We start from the raw sequence: 19,840 nt of genomic DNA, 5'->3' as shown, positions 1-19,840 counted from the left end.
TACGCCAGGTGTGTGGCTTCCGGGATTCCTTTTGTCCACCGGTAGCATTTAGAGCGATGAGCCAAAGTGTTACCACGCCCCCGTCCACTGCTCCGGTCACCTCCCCGTACCAGGCGTTCAGTGCAGCAGCCCTGCATGCCCGCCTGCTGCCGGGTCTTGCGGTGAGCGGAAAGTTGTTGTGGATCGTTCCGCTGGTGGTCACGGTCCTGGGTGGTTTGCTGCGTTTCATCAATCTCAGTCACCCGCACATGCTGATCTTCGACGAGACCTACTACGTCAAGGATGCCTACGCCCTGCTGCACTACGGGCATGAGATGGAATGGGTGGAAGACAGCAATGCGCAGTTCATCGCCGGCAGCCCGCAACTGGAGGGCGGCCCCTCCTATGTGGTGCACCCGCCGTTGGGCAAATGGCTGATCGCCGGGGGCATGTTCCTCTTCGGTGAGTTCGATGGCTTCGGCTGGCGATTCGCCACCGCATTGTTCGGCACGCTGTCGGTTTTGCTGGTGACACTCTGTGCCCAACGGCTGTTCAATTCCCACGCATTGGCGGCCATCGCGGGCCTGCTGCTGGCCATCGACGGGCACTCCATCGTCATGTCCCGTACCGCCCTGCTGGACATCTTCCTGATGTTCTTCGTCCTGGCCGCGTTTTATGCGCTGCTTCTGGACCGGACTGACGGGCGCCGGCGCTTGATAAGGAAACTGGCGGTCCCCGCCGGGAACCGGGTGGACTACTGGACGCTGCGTTACGGACCGATGATCTGGTTCCGCCCCTGGCGATTGGTCGCCGCGCTGATGCTCGGTTCCGCGGTGGGCGTGAAGTGGTCCGCACTGTCCTTCGTGGCCGTTTTCGGCATCCTGACTGTCCTGTGGGATATGTCGGCCCGTCGAACCGCGGGTATCCGGAATTGGGTGGTGTCCGGGCTCTGGCGGGACGGGGCCCTCGCCTTCTTCACCATCATCCCGCTGGCGGCGGCAACGTATCTGGCCACCTGGAGCGGGTGGCTGGCCGGGACCGACGGCCGCTACCGCAACTGGGCCGGTGAAAACCCTGGCGAAGGGGTGATGTGGCTGCCTGAGACCCTGCGCTCGCTGTGGCAGTACCATGTGTCTGCCTACGGTTTCCACACCGGGCTCGACTCGCCCCATAGCTGGCAATCCCCGCCCTGGACCTGGGTTTTTGCCGGCCGTCCGGTACTGTTCTACTTCGAGGGCTACGACGAGGGCGTCAACGAATGCACGGTCTCTCGTTGCACCGAGGTCATCACCGACCTGCCCAACCCGCTGATGTGGTGGGCCGCGGCCATTTCGATGTTCCTGCTGGTCTTCTGGTGGATTGGTGCGCGCGATTGGCGGGCCGGAGCGATCCTGTCCAGTGTGGCGGCGGGATTCATCCCCTGGTTGTTCTACCCGGAACGCACCATGTTCTTCTTCTATACGCTGCCCCTGACCCCCTTCATGATGCTGGCCTTGACCTTCATGATCGGCAAGTTCCTGCCCAGCTCCGTCGGCAAACCCCGGATGTACCAGCGCCGGCTGGTGTTCGTGGCCGTATTCCTGGCCCTGCTCCTGCTGGTTTCGGCCTATTTCTGGCCGCTGTGGAGCGGTGAGCAGATCCCGGACACCGCCTGGCGTTCCCGGGTGTGGATTCCAAGTTGGAGTTAACCGGCTATATTACTGTGAAGTATTCATTGGACAAGGCCGGTGGCACGCTGGCGAGGAGACGTGGCTGATGCGTGAACAAACCGTCGAGTTGCTGCACGACCTGGATGCGGGCTACAACACCACCGACCTGCTGCTCGAACGGGTCCGGGCCGCAGCGGACAAACCGCTGTTCTCCGTACAGCGCGCCGGCACCTGGCAGGATGTGACCGCCGGGCAGTTCCTGGACCAAGTCAAGAGGCTGGCCACTACCTTGCTGGCCAACGGGCTCGCGCCCGGGGACACGGTCGCCATCCTCTCCAGGACGAGATACGAATGGGCACTGGTCGAAGAGGCGATCTGGTTCGCCGGAGGGATCTCGGTGCCCGTCTACGAAACCAGCAGTGCCTTCCAGATCGAATGGATTCTCCGCGATTCCGGGGCACGCATGGTCTTTGCCGAAAACGCCGACCAGCAGGCCACCATCCGGCAGGCCGCTGCCCATCTGGGCGAGACGGTCGAGGTGTACTTGTTCGACGGAGCGAACCCCCAGACGGAGCGGGCGATCCCCGCGGCCAAGCTCGGGGAACTATTGGCCCACCCCGACGATGTGAATGAGCGGATGGTCAATGAGGCCCGGCGCAGTGCCGGCAGTCAGGATGTCGCCACCCTGGTCTATACCTCGGGTACCACTGGACGGCCCAAGGGCTGCATGATGACCCACGCGAACTTCTGCTTGGTGGCCTACAACCTCTCCGAGCACATGCAAACCCTGCTCGGCGAGGCGCAGCGCACACTGATGTTCCTGCCGCTGGCCCACGTCCTGGCCCGTGCGGTGCAGCAGGTCTGCATCTACGGCGGGGCCGTTCTGGCCCACGCTCCCAGCACCGCAAACCTGGTCGGGGATCTGGAAGCAGTCAAGCCGGGATTCCTGCTGGCAGTGCCCCGGGTCTTCGAGAAAATCCGCAACACGGCGCTGGCGAAAGCCGAACAGTCGGGCAAAGCCGGATTGTTCCTCAAGGCCGAGCAGGTGGCCATCGCCTATTCCAAGGCATTGCAAGCCAAGCAGCACGGCACCGGGCGTGGCCCATCACCCATCCTGCGCGCCCGGCACAAGTTGTTCGACCTGCTGCTCTATCCGAAACTGCGTGCGGTCTTCGGCGGCGGGTGCGGCTATGCGATTTCCGGGGCCAGTGCCCTGAATGAGGACCTGGCACACTTCTTCCGCGGGGCCGGGGTGCAGCTGGTTGAGGGCTACGGACTGACCGAAACCACCGCACCGGCCACAGTGAACCAGCCGGAACACACCAAGGTCGGTACCGTGGGCCGTCCGATGCCCGGAACCAGCATACGCATCGCCGATGACGGGGAAATCCTGATCAAGGGCATCGGGGTGTTCGCCGGGTACCACAACCACCCCTCGGCTACCGCCGAAATGTTCAACCCGGACGGCTACTTCCTCTCCGGGGACACCGGCCATCTGGATGACACGGGCTACCTGAAGGTCACCGGACGCAAGAAGGAACTGATCGTCACCGCGGGCGGCAAGAACGTGGCCCCGGGGCCACTGGAGGAAACCGTCCGTTCCTCACGTATCGTCGCCCACACGGTACTGGTCGGGGACAACCGTCCGTTCATCTCCGCACTGGTCGCCCTGGACCCCGAGGAACTGCTCCTGTGGGCCCGGGCGCAGGACCTGGGAGAGCTCAGCCTGTCCGCAGCAGCGGCCCACCCACAGGTGATCGCCGAGGTGCAGGCCGCAGTGGATATCGCCAACCGGACCGTGTCGCAAGCCGAGTCCATCCGCAAATTCGTGATCCTGCCCGACGAGCTCACCGAGGACTCCGGGCACCTGACCAGTTCGCTTAAGCTCAAACGCCAGGCCGTGCTGGACAGCTACGCGCCCCTCGTCCAAGACCTCTACCGGCGTTAACCACGTGCCAAGCCCGGCCACGATGCCGGTTTCCATCCCTGCCGTCAGGTGCTACCGGCCGAGCTGCCGGGCCCACCCGGACAGCGGGTGCTGGCTGGACAGCACCCGGGCGTTCGGTCAGCGCCGATCCAGCAACCAGGTGGAGCTGGTCGCCGCAACTCCCCTTCGATCAGCTCGGTGGCCACCTCCATCACGTGCTGCACGAACGCCAGTTGGGCCAGGCTGACCAGCAGGTTCGATTCCACCGGCGCCGAGGGCCACAACTAGCCTTACGTTTCACGTTCCAATTTGGAGGACAGTGGCCGGCCACGCGGCTAGGCACTCGAAATGACGGGTGGACAAGGTGTTCGCCCTTGCGGAGGGCAGCGCAGGGGCCACGACCCTGTACGCTGTTCAACGCAACCGTCGACGGGGTATCGTCAGCAGCTGTCCCCTCGCGGCCGAATCCAGCTGCCTCCACCGGGGAGCGGTCCACCTGGCGTCATGGCCCGCCGTACTGGTGTCGGGGACGTAGGGACAGGATGGCGGCTTCCTTGAGGTCAATATTTCGGTGGCGACAACCGGTCTTGACCTGTGTATTCAACAAGAGTGACGCATGCAGTGGTGCACTGGAGGAGGCGGATCCCACCCTTCCACAGGGCGGCATGGGATCAGAATCGCTTTTGCCGGAACATCCGGGCATGGAAAAGCCGTGCAACGTTAAACGCGTTGCACGGCTTGCAGGGAGGCGGGACCTAGTTGTTGCCCAGTCCGAAGACCCGGGCGTCCTGGCGCAGCCGCGAGGCCTCACGGCGTCGCCCGGTGGGCCAGCAGGCAATCAGCACCACGGTGACCGTGAGCAGTACCAGTGCCGCGACGGCGATGGCCGAGTCGATCCAGAACTGCTCCGGGTAGAGGCGGATCAGCGTGTCAGACACCGCGAAGGTCCACGTCCCATCGCTGAAGAACAACCGGTGGAATGCGGTGAAGAAGTTCTGCCACCCCAGGATCGCGCTGACCGCCAGGGCCGCAATCAGCCCCAGGGTCACGATGGCGCCGGCGAACAGGCCACGGCGCACGCCGCCGGCGTAACGCCGGGACAGGTAGGTGATCAGGACGATCGCCACCACTGCCAGGATCGCCCCGGCCACATAGGTGATGCCCACCAGGTTCTTCACGTCAACCATGTGCTGTACTTCGCTGGCGTTGAACAGGGCTGCCCCGTTCTCCAGGCGTAACCCCGAGAGGTACTCGGGGCCTGCGAAGTTATTCAGGTAATCCACCCCGTAGCTGGCGAAGGTCAAGCGCTCGGGCCAGTCGAAACCGAATCCGTCGGCCGGGAAGCCCGGGCGCCCGTAGGCCAGTGCCAGGAAGCCGGGAGTGGCCACCAGCCGAACCGCGGCAATCAGGGTGAGGAACGGAAACAAGACCGCCAGGATCACCTGCGCGCTGCGACCCAGCGGGGGCTTGGAATTCAGTGCCCGTTCACGGGCAACCCTGCGTTTCACCGCAGCCGCCGAACGCTCGGGTTCAGGGGTGTAGTTCCCGAAGACCCGGTTGCGGGCTTCGGCAACCGCCGCGGCCGAGGCGGTGCTCTTCTCCTGCGGGGATGGTGCGGCCACATTCACCGGCGGCACCACCGCCGTGGCCGGCATCTGCGCGCTTCCGGTCGGTGCCTTCTCGCCAGCCGGAGCCGACTTGTCCTTGTCGATTTCGTGCGGCAACTTGATCGCCCGGATCACATCCTCCACCTGTTCGGTGACCGGTTCGATCCGGCTGACCGGTTTGGTGGCCGCTGCCGCAGGCTTCTTGGCCACTGCCGGTTTGGTATTGGCAGGCTTCGTCGCCGGCTCACCCGTGCCGGGGACGGCCGCGCCTGGTGCGGTCCCAGCGGTTTTGGCCACCGGGGTCCTGCCTGCGACGGGCTTGTCCGCTACCGGCGTGTCGGAGGCGGGCGGGGTCTCGGTGGGCTTCGGCTGCTGCTTCTTGTGTTCTTCCAAGCGGGCAGCGAGTTTCTCGGCCTTTTCGCTCAGCGACGCCTTTTGGGCAGCGGTGGGAGTCGACGGGTTCGGCTTGGCGGCCGCACCGTCGTCCTGTTTGTTGTTCTCCGGCGTTTCAGCCATGAGATGTCCTCCCCGGGTGTGCGCAATAGGTGATGATCTTTTGCCATGTACAGCGCAGGCTGCTGGCCAAATCAGCATATCCAGTGACCAGCGCACTTTCGCGGATTACCACACCCGTTGCCGATCCCGAACTGGTTAAAGCGGCGAGCCGCCGCAATCCCGGTATCGGGTGCGGCGGCTTACCGGAAACCGGTGGCCTAGTAGCGGTAGGTGTCCGGCTTGTACGGACCCTGGATGTCAACACCCAGGTAGTCGGCTTGGGACTGGGTCAGCGTGGTCAGCTCCACCCCCAGCGCATCCAGGTGCAGTCGGGCCACCTTTTCATCCAGGGCCTTGGGCAGGACGTAGACCAGTTTCGCGTATTCACCGGTGTTCGCCTTGGTGAACAGTTCAATCTGGGCCATCACCTGGTTGGTGAACGAGTTGGACATCACGAAGGACGGGTGGCCGGTGGCATTGCCCAGGTTCAGCAGGCGTCCCTCGGACAGCACGATGATCGAACGTTCGGTATCGCTGCCGGCGTCCAGGACCCACTCGTGGACCTGTGGCTTGATCTCGATCTTCTGTACGCTGGCAACCGCGGCCAGCTCGGCCATCTGGATTTCGTTGTCGAAGTGGCCCACATTGCCCACGATGGCCTTGTCCTTCATCGCCAGCATGTGCTCCAGGCGGATGATGTCCTTACCGCCCGTGGTGGTGATGAAGATGTCTCCCTGCCCGACCACGGATTCCAGGCGTGCCACCTGGTAGCCGTCCATGGCCGCCTGCAGCGCGCAAATCGGGTCGATTTCGGTGATGATGACCCGTGCCCCCTGGCCGCGCAGCGCCTCCGCGGCGCCCTTGCCCACGTCCCCGTAACCGCACACCACGACGACCTTGCCGCCGATCAACACATCCGTGGCACGCATGATGCCGTCGGGCAGCGAGTGGCGGATGCCGTACTTGTTGTCGAACTTGGACTTGGTGACCGCGTCATTGACGTTGATCGCCGGGAAGAGCAGCTGTCCGCGCTCGGCCAACTGGTTCAGGCGCAGCACACCGGTGGTCGTTTCCTCGGAGACGCCCTGGATCTGGCTGGCGATCCGGGTGAACTTGCCCGGGTCCTTGGCCAGGGCTTCGCGCAGCACCGAGAGGATGATGCCGTGTTCGTGGTTCTCGGCCGCTTCCTGCGCCGGGACCGCGCCGGCGGCCTCGTATTCCACGCCCAGGTGCAGCAGCAAGGTGGCATCCCCACCGTCATCCAGGATCAGGTTCGGCCCCAGGGCGGGGTCCTGCTCGGCGCCGGGCCAGGTAAGGATCTGCTCGGCGGTCCACCAGTACTCTTCCAGGGACTCGTTCTTCCAGGCGAAGACCGGGACACCGGCCGGTGCCTGGGCGGTGCCGTTCCCCACGACCACGGCCGCCGCGGCCTCGTCCTGGGTGGAGAAGATGTTGCAGCTGGCCCAGCGGACCTCGGCCCCCAGTGCAACCAGGGTTTCGATCAGCACCGCGGTCTGCACCGTCATGTGCAGCGAACCGGCGATACGGGCACCGGCCAGCGGCTTGGACTCGCCGAATTCCGCACGCAGCGACATCAGCCCGGGCATTTCCTGCTCGGCCAGACGGATCTGGTGGCGCCCTTCCTCATGGCGGGTGATATCGGCGATCTTGTAGTCAATACTCATGTGTTTCCAGACTTTCGCGACGGATGGGCGACTATAGGTGATGATGCCTGGGCAAGCGGGCTGTCCGGGCATCGGCTGCTGGTTGAATGCTAGCCAACCCGGTGCCCCGGGTGGCAATCAGGTGACGATTTATCGCCCGGGCAGTTCGTCTTCGCTCGGCAGAACCGACAGCCTCGGACGGGTGTCCAGCCGTGGGCCCCTGGAGGAGCGCTGGGTGGAACCGGGCTCCGGGACGGGGTCGCGTTGTTCCTTCACCGCGTGGGCCAGTGCGTACAGTTCATCGGTGGCTTCACCGGCCTGTTCCAGGGATTTGGGCAGTTGCTGCCGGATCAGGCTCCATCCGCTGGGGACGGTCAGCCCGTCGGCGTGCCGGGCGCACAGGTCGTAGCAGTGCGGTTCCGGATAGGTGGCCAGCGGACCGAGTACCGCGGTGGAGTCCGCATAGACATAGGTCAAGGTGGCACGGGCCTGTTCGCGGCACGCGGGGCGAGAGCATAAACGAAGGGCTTCCACGTTTTCCAGTCTACTCGTCGGCACCGGGCAAACAGGTCAGCGACGGGCGGCGCTGGTACACGGATGCTTTCCTTGTATGCTGTCGAACATGGAGCAGCATTCACTTGGTTCGCCCCGCCCCGGGACCCCGGCCCGGCGGCGTCGGCATGGCCGTTCCCGGCGCGGCCCGGTACTGCCCATGCACCTCCCCGGGTTCCGCAGCCGTCCCGAACGCTTTGACGATGCGGTGATTGCCAGTGCCCAGCGGCTCAGCGAGCGGTGGGGCACGACCCTGGAGAGCATCGATTTCAGGATCCGGCCAGTGCCGGGCAGCAAGCTGCTTGACCAGGCCGAGGCGGCCGGGGACCGGGTACCGCTGGCCTCCTCGCGTTCGGCCACACGCAACTCCGCGGCCCGTATCACCGTGTACCGGTTGCCCATCGAACAGATCGCCGAGTCCTACCCGGAGGTGGTGGACATCGTGCACCAGTGTGTGGTGCATGAATTGTCGCAGTTGTGGATGAAGTCCATGCAGGAGATCGACCCGGAGTATTTCCCCGACGAGCCGGACTAACCGGCCACGTTCACCACGATACCCTCACGGCTGCCGGTGGCCGGGGGCATCGGTACCCAGCTGACCGAACGGTTCGAACCCAACAGCGTCTGGCCGATATAGGCATTCGAATCGCCTTGGAACAACACCGCGGCCGCGTCCTCGGACACATCCGAGGGCTTGAAGGTACGCGAAGTCCCGGCGGGAACCTCAATGGTCTGGGACTGGGCCATACTGCCGTCCCGGGAGATCACGATGGCATCCACGCTCGCTGCGTCCTGCGGCGCGGCCAGGGTGAAGGTGGCGTTGCCGTGGGCCGACAGCGGCACCACCTGGTTGCCGTTGAGCACCCGGGAACTGGCGGCCCAGGCGGTATCCGAGGAATCCTCCGGGTTCTGCCCGCGCACCATCCGCACGGCGGCGGTCACCGGGTTATCGGCCTCAACCACCACGGTGTAGTACCCGCTGGCCAGCTGGCGCAGGTCCACCACGGAGGTGGCGTCCGAGGACACCGCCTGGTGCTCCGCGAGGTCCAGGGCCACCTCGCCGTTGGAATCCAGCACCTTCACTTCGATGCCGGCACCCTGGCTCCCGGTGGCCGAGATGTGCAGTTGCGGCACCAGGGATTCGGCGCCCTCTCCGGCGGTCAGTTCGTCGATATTCGACTTCTCGTCGATCCACACCCCGGGAATCACCTGCATGGTGGCGGCCGGGGCGTTCGCGGCCACGAAATCCACGCCCGACGGGGTCAGTCCGCGCAGCGCCGACTGCTGGACGGTGGCGGTGATCTTTCCACCCAGCGAACGGACGTTGGCCGAGACCGATTCCTGGCCCTGGGCGTAACCGCCGAGCACGATGGCCCGGGTGGTTCCCGGGGCGACCACGATCTCCTGCAGGGTGGAGGTGTCGATCAGCCCGTCCGCGCCCCGCAGTTCGATTGATACCTGGGCGGTGGTTGAGGTGGGGTTGGCCAGATGCAGCACCGAAGAGGCCCCGGTGGTGGTCTGCAGCCCGGTGAATCGCCAGTTGCTTTCGGCCGCCAGGCAGGTGCTGGCCGCCAGTCCGGCCAGATCACCGTCCTGGGCTTGGTAGCTGCGCAGCCCGGATCCCATGGAGGGAAGACCGCCCAATGGCTGGATTCGCAGCACCTGCAACGGATCCAGGTTCGCGGTGTCCTGCACCGCCGCGGTGCGTCCGGTCAGCCCCTCGGCGTCCGACCCCCGCCCCTGGCTGGCCTCGGCCTCCTCCACCCGTTCGGTCAGACGGCGTGATTCCTCCTGGCCGATCTCTCCCAACCCGGAGCCGGGGATCCGCTTGGCCAGGTCGGAGACCACCGCGGTGCGTATGGTCGTGGACACGTCTTCGGCCCCCGGCGCGAACTGGGGATCGGTTCCCTCCACTCCCTTGAGCAGCTGCGGGACGGTGGCGCAGGTGTAGACACTGTCCCCGGCCGGCAGGCTGGTCACGGCACTGGGCAGGGGCGTGTTCTGCGGTTGCGGCGCATAGAGCGAGCCGGCGGTGACCGCGGCGGCACTGGCCAGGACGATCAGGCTGCTGCCGGTGATCGCTGCGAACTTTCGTCGCGGACCATGCTGGCTCCCACGCTCGGCGGCTGCCTGCGCCTTACCCCGTTTGGCACGGCGTTTGGCGGCTTTCGTCTCGGATGCGGTGGCGGATTCCGGCGCCGGCTCGAGTGCCGTGGCCCCGTCTGCCGGTTCGCGCCCGGTGTCCGGCACCTGGGTGGAGCCTGCCGCAGTGCCCCGTTCTGCACGCAGACGGGCTTTCTCACGTTTGGCCCGCCGCTTGGCGGCCTTGGGGTCCTGCGATTGTTCGGGTTCCGACCCATGGGCTGGCGTGGCCGCGGATTCCGGTTGGTTACCGGACGGGCCCGGGTCCCGGGCTTCCTGGTTGCCGGTTACCGGTGCAGTCGACTTGACGGGCGGGGTCGCCGCTTCCGGGGTTCGCTCCGGTTCCGTTCCGGCGCCCGGGGCCTTCGAATCGTCATCGTGGGCGGGTTTGGGTGCCGGCACTGCTGCGTCCTCGAAGCCGTCCGCAGGCTTGCTTGAATCGTCGGCCACTAGTTCTTCTCCTGCTCGCCACTGGAATCCGATAACCGCTCGCTGGCCCGCGGGGCCAGGTGTTCACGCAGTTCACGCTGCCGTTCACGGGCCTCGCGACGACTCAGCGGCACCTGCACCGCTGTGCCTGCCGGTTCGACCGATCCGTGGTGGGTCTCATCTGTCGGTTCGGTGGGTTCATCCATGGCCGGTTCACCCACGGCCAGCGGAGGCTGACCGTCACGGAAGCGGTACTCCGTTTGCCGGTATCCGGCCAGGTTGCGGGTGCTCGGTACCGGTACCGCCAACAAGGCGGTAAGCAGCAGCATCAAGGACCCGAGAACCAGCAGCGGAACGGCCAACAATTGCTGGTGGCGCACCGTGAGCTCACCGCCGGATACCGGTATCTCGAAGCCTTGCGCCCAGCGGCTGTCCCCTTCCAGCGGGAAGGCCACCGGACGCAGCGGCTCGCCGTCGAGGGTGGCCTTGATCCGGTTGTCGTAGCCGGTGGCCAGGACCAGGGTGCGCGATTGTTGTGCGGCAGGGATGTCGATCGGGCGTAGCGCGGCATGCCTGGACTCCAGCACTTGGACGCTGCCGTCCTCCGCAACCAGTCGGGCGAACCCCGTACCGGCACTGGAGCCGTCCTCGTAGCTGACCCGCCACAGCCAACCGCTGTCGGTCTGACCGATCGCTGCCAGGCCGGTGGCCGAATCCAGGGTGCGCACCGTCGCGGAGGCATCCCCGCTCTGATCCAGCACCACATAGCCCACACCCAGTTCACGCAGGTTTTCCCGGGCGTCAACGGCGGAATCAGCGAGCAGCATCGCCACCGACTCGCGTTGCAGCTGCTGGGCCACGGAATCCATCTGGCGCTCTGGCGCCAGCAACGGTCCGGTGAGCTGGGCAACCTGTGAACTGCGGCTCAGTGAATCCAATGTGGTGCCGGCCCCGGAGACCAGTTCGCTGTCAAAGCTCCCACCGGGCAGCTGGCGCAGAAGCAGTGTGCGTTCTTGCAATGGTCCGCGCCCCGCGTCGGCGGCAGTAGCCGGAATCGTGCGTTCGTTACTTGCACGCACCTGCGTGTTGGCGTTCAACGTGGTCAGCTCGCCGTCGGGATTGTCCGCATCCAGCTGCGGGGCCAGCGCAATGGCCGAGCTGGCCAGCAGGCTCACTCCTGCGAGCACGCTGAGTGTTCCGAGCACACCGCGCGATGCCCCGGTACGCTGTGCCACCGGAAGGTGCTCACGTCGCAAGGCCGAAACCGACTGGGTGGCGGCGGCTAATAGAGCGAAGGCGACGAAGGAGACGAACGGCCCGGTGTAGGCGCTGACCGGGGTCTCCGAATCCAGGCTGACCGGGACGAACCCCACGGCCCAGCCGGCGGCCAGGGAGAGCAGGGCGCCAAAAACCATTAGGCGCACATTCGAGCGCAGGTTCAGGTTCCCGGCCGAAGCGGTACCGATGCATCCGATGAGGGCAAGCACCACCAACGGCGCGCCGACCGCCAGGGCCAGCACCAGGGCCCAGGGACCGTCGGGTAGGAACCCGAAGCCCACCGGGGTGGCCATCGGGCTGAACGCCTCGGGGAATCCCAGCAGTTGCTGCCATGGGACAGCGGGGGTGAAAGCGGCCGATGCACCTGGTTCGGTGAACAGCAGGCGCGGGTTGCCCAACGCCTCCAGCAGCAACGGCAGGTTCCAGACCAGGGCCGGGATCGGGATCCACCACAGGGTCTTCACCCGGCGGATGCGGGTCAGCGCCAACAGGTACAGCAGCACGGTCAGCAACAGGAAAAAGGGGAAAGAGCCGGCGGACACCACGAACAGCAACAGCGCGGCACAGGCCGAGGCCGTCCAGGCCGAGGCGCCGGAGACCGCTCCGGGCTGGCCCACCGGGGCATCATTGCCCAGCCCGCTCCGCATCGCCCGTAGCACCGCCATGAACAGCAATGGCAACAGCACGTGGATCAGCACACTGCCCAGGCGGCCGCTGGCCAGGGCAGAGACCAGTGCCGGCTGCACACCCCAGAACACTGCCAGCACAAAGCGCAGGGCCCGGGATCGGGTCAACGCGCTGGAGCCGATCCAGGCGAACAGCGCGGCCAACGGCATGGCCAGCAGCATCAGGACCGCACTGGCCTGGTTGGCATGGTCGAAGGTCACGGCCGAGAGCAGCCAATACAGCACATCGGTGTTATCCGGTGCGGCACTCAGACCGGTACCTGCCGGTTGCCACCAGGAACCGGCGTTGCGGGCGATCTCCGCCAAGGTGAGAGAGAACGGTTTCAACGCCCCACCGGTCAGGGCCTGGGCGCCGATGACCGAACGCCAGGCAATCAGTGAAAGGCCCGCTGTGGCCAGCAACGCCAGGATCAGCGAGAAGACCGCCGTGGTCTTGGGTGGCCCGGCGATACGGACGAAGTCCGAGAAGTTGTCGCCGCTGGGTTCCACCGCCGATTCGGCTCCGCTGCCGTCCCCGAAGACCTGTTGCTCTTCGGTCTTGGCAGCCAGGTTACGGCGGTACTCGCGGACTTCGGCCCTGCCCAGCATCATCCGGGCAACCTGGCGGCGGGACACCTTGCGGGTCCGATTGGCCTGGCGGCGTGATGTGGCGAGTTTCACCGGGCTGAACAGTCCTCGCAAGGTGGCCCCCAGGTGGCTGAAGGCGTGACCCGGGTCCTTGGCCAGCAGGGAGGCCAGGAAGTGGCCGATTCCGGCCATCAGGATTCCCAGCCAGAGCAACGGCAGTGCCGGGCCCGAGGCGTGCTTCAGCCGCAGGTATACCTCCGAACGCCTGGCCTCGCGTGGCCCGGCGAGCGATTCGCGCACATCGGTGTGGTGGTACATCCTCGCCGCGGGAACCACCACGACCCGGTGTCCGGCCAGGCGGTTGCGCCAGCACAGATCCAGGTCGTCACCGCGCCCGGGAAGGGCACGGTCGAAACCGTCAAGTTCCTCGAACACGTCGCGCCGGATGAACATGCCGGCAGAGGAGACCGCGAAATAGTCGTTGCGCGCATCATATTGTCCCTGGTCGACTTCATCAATGTCGATCATGGTCAGGCGTTGGGCCTTGCGGTCGGTGCTCAGGCCCACATCGATCAACCGACGCGGCGAATCGATGTCCAACAGCTTGCAACCGGCAATGGTCACCGATTCGCTGGCCTCGACCACGGCGGTCAGGGCTTCCAACGCGTCGGGCGCCGGCATCGAATCGTCATGGATGATCCACAGCCACTCGTCACGGTCGGTGCGCGCGTCTGGCAGGCTGGCGACGGCTTCGGCCACCGAGAGGCCCAACGAGTGCTTGTCGGCCTTGACCAGCAGGGCGTTGGAGGGCAGATTCGCGCTCAGCACCTGTGACGAGGCATCGGTGGAACTGGCATCCACCCCGATGAACCGTTCCACCGGCCGACTCTGGTTGCGCAGCGCGGCTAAAGTTCGTGGTAAAAAGTCAGCGCCATCGTGCGTAGCAACGATGGCGGTGACATGTACTTGCGGGCGAATTAGATTGCTCGTTTCCGTAGACGGCGGCGTTCGCGCTCTGACAGGCCTCCCCAAATTCCGAAGCGCTCGTCATTGCTCAACGCATATTCAAGGCATTCGGAGCGTACAACACACGCGCCGCAAACGCGCTTGGCATCGCGGGTTGAGCCCCCCTTTTCCGGAAAAAAGGCCTCCGGGTCGGTTTGCGCGCAAAGGGCACGTGACTGCCAACCGAGTTCGCCTTCGTCGACTTCGCCGCCCACACCGAGCCAAACGGCCTTGATGCTCTCGCGTACCTCGTCGTCTTCATCCAGCTGTGGTGCCCACGAGCCGGCGGTATCCTCTTCGACTTCCAACGGAGCCGCATGTTCACGCAGGAAGGCATCGGCGGCGTTCTCCAGGTCAGCCGCGACCGAAGTCTGCGACACGCCATCGGCTTGCGGATCGATAAACCAATCGGACGGAGCGCCCTGCACCCCATATTGGGCGGACGCAACAGCCGATGTCGAATACTCGGAGTACCCCTGCTCCATCTTCGCCATGGTGATGATGTCCCTTTCGCTACACGTCTAGATGCAAGCGCCGTGTCGGCGCCACATGCCCCGGTCAATTAGTCCATCGAAATATCGAAAAAGCTGAACCGACCTCGGTGCACCATCTAATTACAGCCGTGTAACTCGGCGCGAGTCAAGCGGGGAGGTTATTCTATGGACAGCTCTTGGCAATAACTGATCACAACACGCCGGGAAAATTCCCCGTCAAACCGGGCGAGTCGCCACTTCCGCGCATTCCCGGTGAATTCACAGCAAATAAATGAGGCCCCATATGACGCTCGATACCAATTCGTTACCATTCGCCGAAAAGCTGTTGGCAAGCCGTCGGAACGAGGCAACCCCGTGGCTGGTATGGCACTCGGCGCAGGGCGAACGCATCGAGCTCAGCGGACGGGTATTCGACAACTGGGTGGCGAAATCGGCGCACCTGCTGGTCGACCTGTTCGACATCGACGCCGGCAGCGAGGTGGTAATCGACCTGCCGGCGCATTGGAAGTCCCTGGTGATCGCGTTGGCCGCCTTCCATGCCGGTGCCACGGTGCTGACGGTCGACCATCCGCAGGCCGCGACAGCTGAACTGTGGGTAAGTAATGAGCCCAACAGCGATCGCATTCCGGGCCGCGCCCAGGTGCTCGGCGTGGATCTGGCCGCCCTGGCCCTGCAGTTCTCCGGGGACCTGGGCCCGGCCGAGGACTACAATGCCACCGTGCGCACCTTTGCCGACGATTTTTTCCCGGGCCCCGTCCCCGGTTCGGCCACGGCCCTGGCCACCGCGCAGACAGCGCTGAGCTACGCAGAGCTCTTCGGCCGCGTTGGCACCGCACAGGGCACGGTTCTGGTTCCTGCGGAGCTGGGCTGGGAGCGGATCCTTCCCTATGCCATCACCCAATGGTTTGCCGGTGACGCGTTGGTGCTGATCGGCCCCGGAGTCGAGACCAGTGAACAATTGCTGAATGGGGAACGTATCACGGCCCGGTACCCGGTACAGCAGTAGCGGGAAACCACAACGTCCCTGGGCACCGGGGTTATCCGGCGTCCAGGGACGTTTCACTTCGTGCTCGGGCCCGCCAGGACCTCGGCCCCTATACGCGGGGCATGCTGTCGGTATCCGGACGGCGCGAGCCCGCATCGAATATGTCGCCCGCGTCACCGGAAACCTGGGTCAATGAGCCGGTTGCCAGTACCAGCTCGGGCTCCGGGCGCAGCTGGGGTGCAATGTTCCTGTCGCCAAAGACCCAGAAACGGTAGGCGAAGAAACGGAAGATGGTGCCGAGCACCAGTCCGACCACGGAGCCGGCGATGAACACGCTGGTGGTATCGGTCAGCAGCAGGATGTACTTGGTCACCCAGACACAGGCCGCGGCGATCCCCAAGCCGATGGCGTTCATGACCAGGAACATCACCAGTTCGCGGGCCACATTGGCCTGGCGACGGTGGCGGAAGGTCCAATAACGGTTGGCGACCCAGGAGAAGAGTGTCGCCACCACACCAGCAACGATCTTGGCCTTGACCGGCGAATCACTCATCGGCCCGGAAAGCATCCAGAGGTAGATCGCCGAGTCGACCACAAAGGCCGCACCACCAACCACCCCGAATTTCGCGACTTCCCGCCAGACCAGGGACACCAGTCCCTGGATCTTGGTGCTGATGCGTTCAAACATAATCCTCCAGACGTGCCTAGACCCCGCGCGGCAGCCACCGGCCATCGGGTGCCACCGGCGCTGCTCAGTGCCGCGGGTCAGAACGTGGTTACACTGCTGCCAAGTATGGCGATGAATCCTGTTATACCCCTAGGTATAAGCAGTTCATGATATCTGTTTTTCCTGTTAATCCTCCGTGTGTTCCACACCACCGGACACGGCCGAAACGGCACCTGGCAATAGTTTCGCTACCCTAGAGAGGTGAGCTTTCCAAAAATTGGTGTAATTGGTGGCGGGCAATTGGCCCGCATGATGGCCCCCGAGGCCCTGAATCTCGGATTCGAACTGCACGTGCTGGCAGAAGCCGCCGATGTCTCGGCGGCCCGATGCGTACCGGATGCCCCGGTGGGAGACTACAAGGACCTGGCCACGCTGCGTGAATTCGCCAAGGGCAAGGACGTGGTGACCTTCGACCACGAGCATGTGCCCAATGCGCACCTGACCGCCCTGATCGAGGAGGGCGTGAACATCCAACCACGCCCGGCAGCGCTGATCCACGCCCAGGACAAGCTCGTGATGCGCGAGGCCATCGACAGGCTCGGGTTGCCCAATCCCGACTGGGCCAAGGTCGAATCGGTGCAGGAACTGGTCGACTTCGGCGATCGCATCGGTTGGCCCATCGTGCTCAAGACTCCGCGCGGCGGGTACGACGGCAAGGGTGTGCGCGTCCTGGACGATGCCGAGCAGGCCCGCCAGTCCGCCGACTGGTTCGAGCACGGTGCACTGCTGGCCGAGGACAAGATCGATTTTTCGCGTGAACTCTCCGCGTTGGTTGCCCGCACCCCTTCCGGGGAGGTCAAGGCCTGGCCTGTGGTGCACACCATCCAGGTCGACGGTGTCTGCGACGAGGTGATTGCCCCGGCCCAGGACATCAGTCCTGCCGTGGCCCAGGCCGCAGCGGCTGCCGCGGTGAAAATCGCCACCGAGTTCTCGGTCACCGGGGTGATGGCCGCGGAACTATTCGAAACGCCCGGGGTCGGAACCGGCTTCGTCATCAACGAGTTGGCCATGCGCCCGCACAATACCGGGCACTGGACCATGAACGGTTCGGTCACCAGCCAGTTCGAGCAGCACCTGCGCGCCGTACTGGACCTGCCCCTGGGTGAAACCAGTCCCCTGGGCGTGACCGTGATGAAGAACTACCTGGGCGGCGCCAACCAGGATCTGTACTCCGCGTTCCAGGCCGCATTGGCCGCCGCGCCGGAGGTCAAGGTCCATGCTTACGGCAAATCGGTCCGTCCGGGACGCAAGATCGGCCACGTGAACGTGGTGGCCAACAACGGGCAAACTGTGGATGAACTTCGCCAACAGGCCGACCTGGTGGCAAGGTTGATCCGTGACGGCGTAGGCCAAACAGCATAATCTAGGGCTAGCGCCGGTCGCCCGGGCTACCCGTTGGACAACTTCAAGGAAATACCCAATGACTTCTTCAGCACCAGTGGTCGGGCTCGTCATGGGCTCGGACTCGGACTGGCCGGTTATGCGTCTGGCCGCGCAGGCCTTGACCGAATTCGGCATCCCGTTCGAAGCCGATGTCGTTTCGGCCCACCGCATGCCCACTGAAATGATCGAGTACGGCAAGAAGGCCCACGAGCGCGGTCTGCGGGTGATCATCGCTGGTGCCGGCGGTGCCGCCCACCTGCCCGGCATGCTCGCCTCGGTCACTCCATTACCGGTGATCGGTGTTCCCGTGCCCCTGGCCAAGCTCGATGGAATGGATTCCCTGTTGTCCATCGTGCAGATGCCCGCCGGGGTCCCGGTGGCCACCGTGTCGATCGGCGGCGCCCGTAACGCCGGCCTGCTGGCGGTGCGCATGCTCGCTGCGGGAACCGACGAGCAGGCCCGTTCGTTACAAGGGAAGCTGCTTGAATTCGCGGATTCGTTGCGCGAGTCGGCCTACGCCAAGGGTGCTTCCCTGCGTGCCGAGGTCGCCAGCGATAATTTCGCGTCCTAAAGTCCCCGTCTAGGAAAGTCTCTAACTTTATGGGTTCTCCCAGCCACCGCGCACCGAGCCCGCTGCGCCATCCGGAAACACTGACCAGTCCGGCACGGTCCAAGCGTGCCCTGATCCTGGTCTTCCTCACGATCGTGTTCCCCGGAAGCGCGCAGCTGATCGCAGGCAACCGCAGGCTCGGCCGATTCGTGGTGAGCATCACGATGCTGTGCTGGCTGGCGATCCTGGCGCTGGTCGCCATCTACTTCGTGAACTACTCGATCCTGCTCTCCTGGGCGGGTCACCCGAATTTCCAGCTGTTCCTGATCATCGCGCTCTCGGTGTTCGCGGTGGGCTGGCTGCTCATGTTCCTGAATACCCTGGTGATCATCAAGCCCAGCCTGCTGGCCCCGGGAATGATCGGCATCGTGACGGTATTCACGCTCCTGGCTGTCCTGGGAACCAGCGGCATCTTCGTCTACGGGGCCAAGACGCTGAACACCGGACGTGAGACCATCGTGAAGGTCTTCGATGAGGGCCCGGCCTTCGACCCGGTTGAGGGACGTTACAACATTGCCATCTTCGGGGCTGACTCCGGTTCGAACCGCGATGGGATCCGCACCGACTCGATCGCGCTGCTCTCGGTGGATGCCAAGACGGGCAAGTCGATCATGATCTCGGTTCCGCGTAATTTCCAGAACGCCCGCTTCAGCGATGGTTCACCGATGAAGGAAGTCTTCCCCGCAGGCTATAACTGCGGCAACGAGTGCCTGTTCAACGCGATCTACCGTGAAGCCGAGGACAACTATGCCGACCGTTTCCCGGCTTCGGTGAAGAACGTCGGCGCGCAGGCCACCATGGACGCCTTGGAAGGCAGTACCGGCCTGGACGTCCAGGGTTACGTGATGGTCGACATGGCCGGCTTCGAGTCGTTCGTGAACGCCGTGGGCGGAGTGGATATCATCTCCGGCGGATGGGTACCCTACAACGCCAAGAAGTGGGAAGGGACCAATATCAACACCCACTGGTTCGCCCCCGGCCTGCAGCACTTCGATGGCAAACAGGCACTGTGGTTCGCCCGCTCCCGCGACTTCACCAGCGACTACCACCGCATCAAGCGCCAGCAGTGCCTGCAGCAGGCGCTGATCGCCCAGATCACCCCGCAGAACGTGCTGAACAACTTCACCAGCATCATGGATGCCGGCGAGCAGCTGGTGGAAACCGATATCCCGGCCAACCAGCTCGGTTCCTTCGTCTCCTTGGCCGAGAAGGCCCGCAAGTACCCGTTCGAGCGCCTGACCCTGGGCGCGCCGGACTTCGGTACCGCCGCGGACCGTTTCTCCACCTACCCGCAGTTCGACCAGATCGAGGAACGCATCAATGGCCTGATCGCCAAGCAGAACGAGCCGGAGAAGCCCAAGGAAACCAAGAGCGAAGCCCCGGCCGAACCCACCGAATCCGAAGAGCAGACCGAGACCGCCGAGGAACCCCAGGCCCCGGAAAGCACCCCCAGCGATGACCGCGCCCTGTCGAACACCGGCGATGAGGAATTCCTCCAGCCAGACGGCAGCGCGATCACCGAGAAGTACCTGGTAGAGCTCGAGCGCTACGGTGCCACCAACCGCATCAGCCAGATCGCCGCCAACAACGACGAATGCTCGGTGCCCTAAATCCCTCCCCTCCTATCCCAGTTCCGGACCCCGAACATGTTCCCTCATGAT

General features: G+C 64.7%; 14 protein-coding genes. 7 read left to right on the top strand and 7 right to left on the bottom strand.

Going from position 1 to position 19,840, the window contains the following annotated elements:
• The first annotated feature begins 56 nt into the window (after positions 1-56).
• Together OK351_RS06270 and OK351_RS06265 are read left to right on the top strand one after the other, a co-directional pair.
• Positions 57-1,667 carry a dolichyl-phosphate-mannose--protein mannosyltransferase gene (locus OK351_RS06270; RefSeq protein ID WP_265156952.1) on the top strand — a complete coding sequence of 537 codons (1,611 nt, stop codon included), beginning with the start codon at positions 57-59 and terminating at the stop codon, positions 1,665-1,667.
• A 67-nt stretch (positions 1,668-1,734) separates the two neighbouring features.
• On the top strand, positions 1,735-3,576 hold the full coding sequence (locus OK351_RS06265) for an AMP-dependent synthetase/ligase (protein WP_265156950.1): 1,842 nt from the start codon (positions 1,735-1,737) through the stop codon (positions 3,574-3,576).
• Between the two features lie 734 nt (positions 3,577-4,310).
• Here OK351_RS06265 and OK351_RS06260 read toward each other — a convergent pair.
• The 3 genes from OK351_RS06260 to OK351_RS06250 all read right to left on the bottom strand — a co-directional run bounded on the left by OK351_RS06260 (position 4,311) and on the right by OK351_RS06250 (position 7,855).
• The gene (locus OK351_RS06260) at positions 4,311-5,678 is read right to left on the bottom strand and encodes a TIGR01906 family membrane protein (RefSeq protein ID WP_265156948.1); all 1,368 of its coding nucleotides are present in this window, start codon (positions 5,676-5,678) and stop codon (positions 4,311-4,313) included.
• 197 nt (positions 5,679-5,875) lie between these two features.
• Positions 5,876-7,342, bottom strand: a complete 1,467-nt coding sequence (ahcY, locus tag OK351_RS06255; protein ID WP_265156946.1) for an adenosylhomocysteinase — start codon at positions 7,340-7,342, stop codon at positions 5,876-5,878.
• A 129-nt stretch (positions 7,343-7,471) separates the two neighbouring features.
• Positions 7,472-7,855 (bottom strand): DUF3499 domain-containing protein, encoded by a 384-nt coding sequence (locus OK351_RS06250; protein ID WP_265156944.1) that lies wholly within the window; start codon positions 7,853-7,855, stop codon positions 7,472-7,474.
• Between the two features lie 88 nt (positions 7,856-7,943).
• Here OK351_RS06250 and OK351_RS06245 point away from each other — a divergent pair, with 88 nt between their 5' ends.
• Positions 7,944-8,408 carry a metallopeptidase family protein gene (locus tag OK351_RS06245; protein WP_265156942.1) on the top strand — a complete coding sequence of 155 codons (465 nt, stop codon included), beginning with the start codon at positions 7,944-7,946 and terminating at the stop codon, positions 8,406-8,408.
• On the opposite strand, the gene OK351_RS06240 is transcribed toward OK351_RS06245, so the two are convergent.
• From OK351_RS06240 to OK351_RS06230, 3 genes are read right to left on the bottom strand one after another with little or no spacing between them, the layout of a single operon-like run.
• On the bottom strand, positions 8,405-10,465 hold the full coding sequence (locus tag OK351_RS06240) for a DUF5719 family protein (protein WP_265156939.1): 2,061 nt from the start codon (positions 10,463-10,465) through the stop codon (positions 8,405-8,407). The genes OK351_RS06245 and OK351_RS06240 overlap by 4 nt on opposite strands.
• Complete coding sequence (locus OK351_RS06235; RefSeq protein WP_265156933.1) at positions 10,465-14,007, bottom strand: glycosyltransferase family 2 protein; 3,543 nt, start codon at positions 14,005-14,007, stop codon at positions 10,465-10,467. Before OK351_RS06235 ends, OK351_RS06240 begins: the two co-directional genes overlap by 1 nt.
• Entirely contained in the window at positions 13,953-14,474 is a 522-nt protein-coding gene (locus OK351_RS06230; protein WP_306349470.1) for a WhiB family transcriptional regulator, read from the bottom strand. Before OK351_RS06230 ends, OK351_RS06235 begins: the two co-directional genes overlap by 55 nt.
• 283 nt (positions 14,475-14,757) lie before the next feature.
• On the opposite strand from OK351_RS06230, the gene OK351_RS06225 reads away from it, so the two are divergent.
• Positions 14,758-15,480, top strand: coding sequence for a TIGR03089 family protein (locus tag OK351_RS06225; RefSeq protein WP_265156931.1), 723 nt, complete (start codon positions 14,758-14,760; stop codon positions 15,478-15,480).
• An 88-nt stretch (positions 15,481-15,568) separates the two neighbouring features.
• On the opposite strand, the gene OK351_RS06220 is transcribed toward OK351_RS06225, so the two are convergent.
• Entirely contained in the window at positions 15,569-16,147 is a 579-nt protein-coding gene (locus tag OK351_RS06220) for a GtrA family protein (protein ID WP_265156929.1), read from the bottom strand.
• 240 nt (positions 16,148-16,387) lie between these two features.
• Between OK351_RS06220 and OK351_RS06215 the strand changes: the two genes are divergently transcribed.
• From OK351_RS06215 to OK351_RS06205, 3 genes are read left to right on the top strand one after another with little or no spacing between them, the layout of a single operon-like run.
• Entirely contained in the window at positions 16,388-17,548 is a 1,161-nt protein-coding gene (locus OK351_RS06215) for a 5-(carboxyamino)imidazole ribonucleotide synthase (RefSeq protein ID WP_265156927.1), read from the top strand.
• 58 nt (positions 17,549-17,606) lie between these two features.
• Positions 17,607-18,140, top strand: a complete 534-nt coding sequence (gene purE, locus OK351_RS06210) for a 5-(carboxyamino)imidazole ribonucleotide mutase (protein WP_265156924.1) — start codon at positions 17,607-17,609, stop codon at positions 18,138-18,140.
• A gap of 29 nt (positions 18,141-18,169) precedes the next feature.
• Positions 18,170-19,789, top strand: coding sequence for an LCP family glycopolymer transferase (locus tag OK351_RS06205; RefSeq protein WP_265156922.1), 1,620 nt, complete (start codon positions 18,170-18,172; stop codon positions 19,787-19,789).
• Positions 19,790-19,840: the final 51 nt, after the last annotated feature.

This window comes from Glutamicibacter sp. MNS18, assembly GCF_026107515.2.
GTDB lineage: Bacteria > Actinomycetota > Actinomycetes > Actinomycetales > Micrococcaceae > Glutamicibacter.
This window is presented reverse-complemented; position numbering and strand designations above follow the sequence as displayed.

What these genes read in the sequence shown, in the direction of transcription:
- OK351_RS06270 (WP_265156952.1), top strand. Translation starts at nt 57, where the DNA reads ATGAGCCAAAGTGTTACCACGCCCCCGTCCACTGCTCCGGTCACCTCC.
- OK351_RS06265 (WP_265156950.1), top strand. Translation starts at nt 1,735, where the DNA reads ATGCGTGAACAAACCGTCGAGTTGCTGCACGACCTGGATGCGGGCTAC.
- OK351_RS06260 (WP_265156948.1), bottom strand. Translation starts at nt 5,678, where the DNA reads ATGGCTGAAACGCCGGAGAACAACAAACAGGACGACGGTGCGGCCGCC.
- ahcY (WP_265156946.1), bottom strand. Translation starts at nt 7,342, where the DNA reads ATGAGTATTGACTACAAGATCGCCGATATCACCCGCCATGAGGAAGGG.
- OK351_RS06245 (WP_265156942.1), top strand. Translation starts at nt 7,944, where the DNA reads ATGGAGCAGCATTCACTTGGTTCGCCCCGCCCCGGGACCCCGGCCCGG.
- OK351_RS06230 (WP_306349470.1), bottom strand. Translation starts at nt 14,474, where the DNA reads ATGGCGAAGATGGAGCAGGGGTACTCCGAGTATTCGACATCGGCTGTT.
- OK351_RS06225 (WP_265156931.1), top strand. Translation starts at nt 14,758, where the DNA reads ATGACGCTCGATACCAATTCGTTACCATTCGCCGAAAAGCTGTTGGCA.
- OK351_RS06220 (WP_265156929.1), bottom strand. Translation starts at nt 16,147, where the DNA reads ATGTTTGAACGCATCAGCACCAAGATCCAGGGACTGGTGTCCCTGGTC.
- purE (WP_265156924.1), top strand. Translation starts at nt 17,607, where the DNA reads ATGACTTCTTCAGCACCAGTGGTCGGGCTCGTCATGGGCTCGGACTCG.
- OK351_RS06205 (WP_265156922.1), top strand. Translation starts at nt 18,170, where the DNA reads ATGGGTTCTCCCAGCCACCGCGCACCGAGCCCGCTGCGCCATCCGGAA.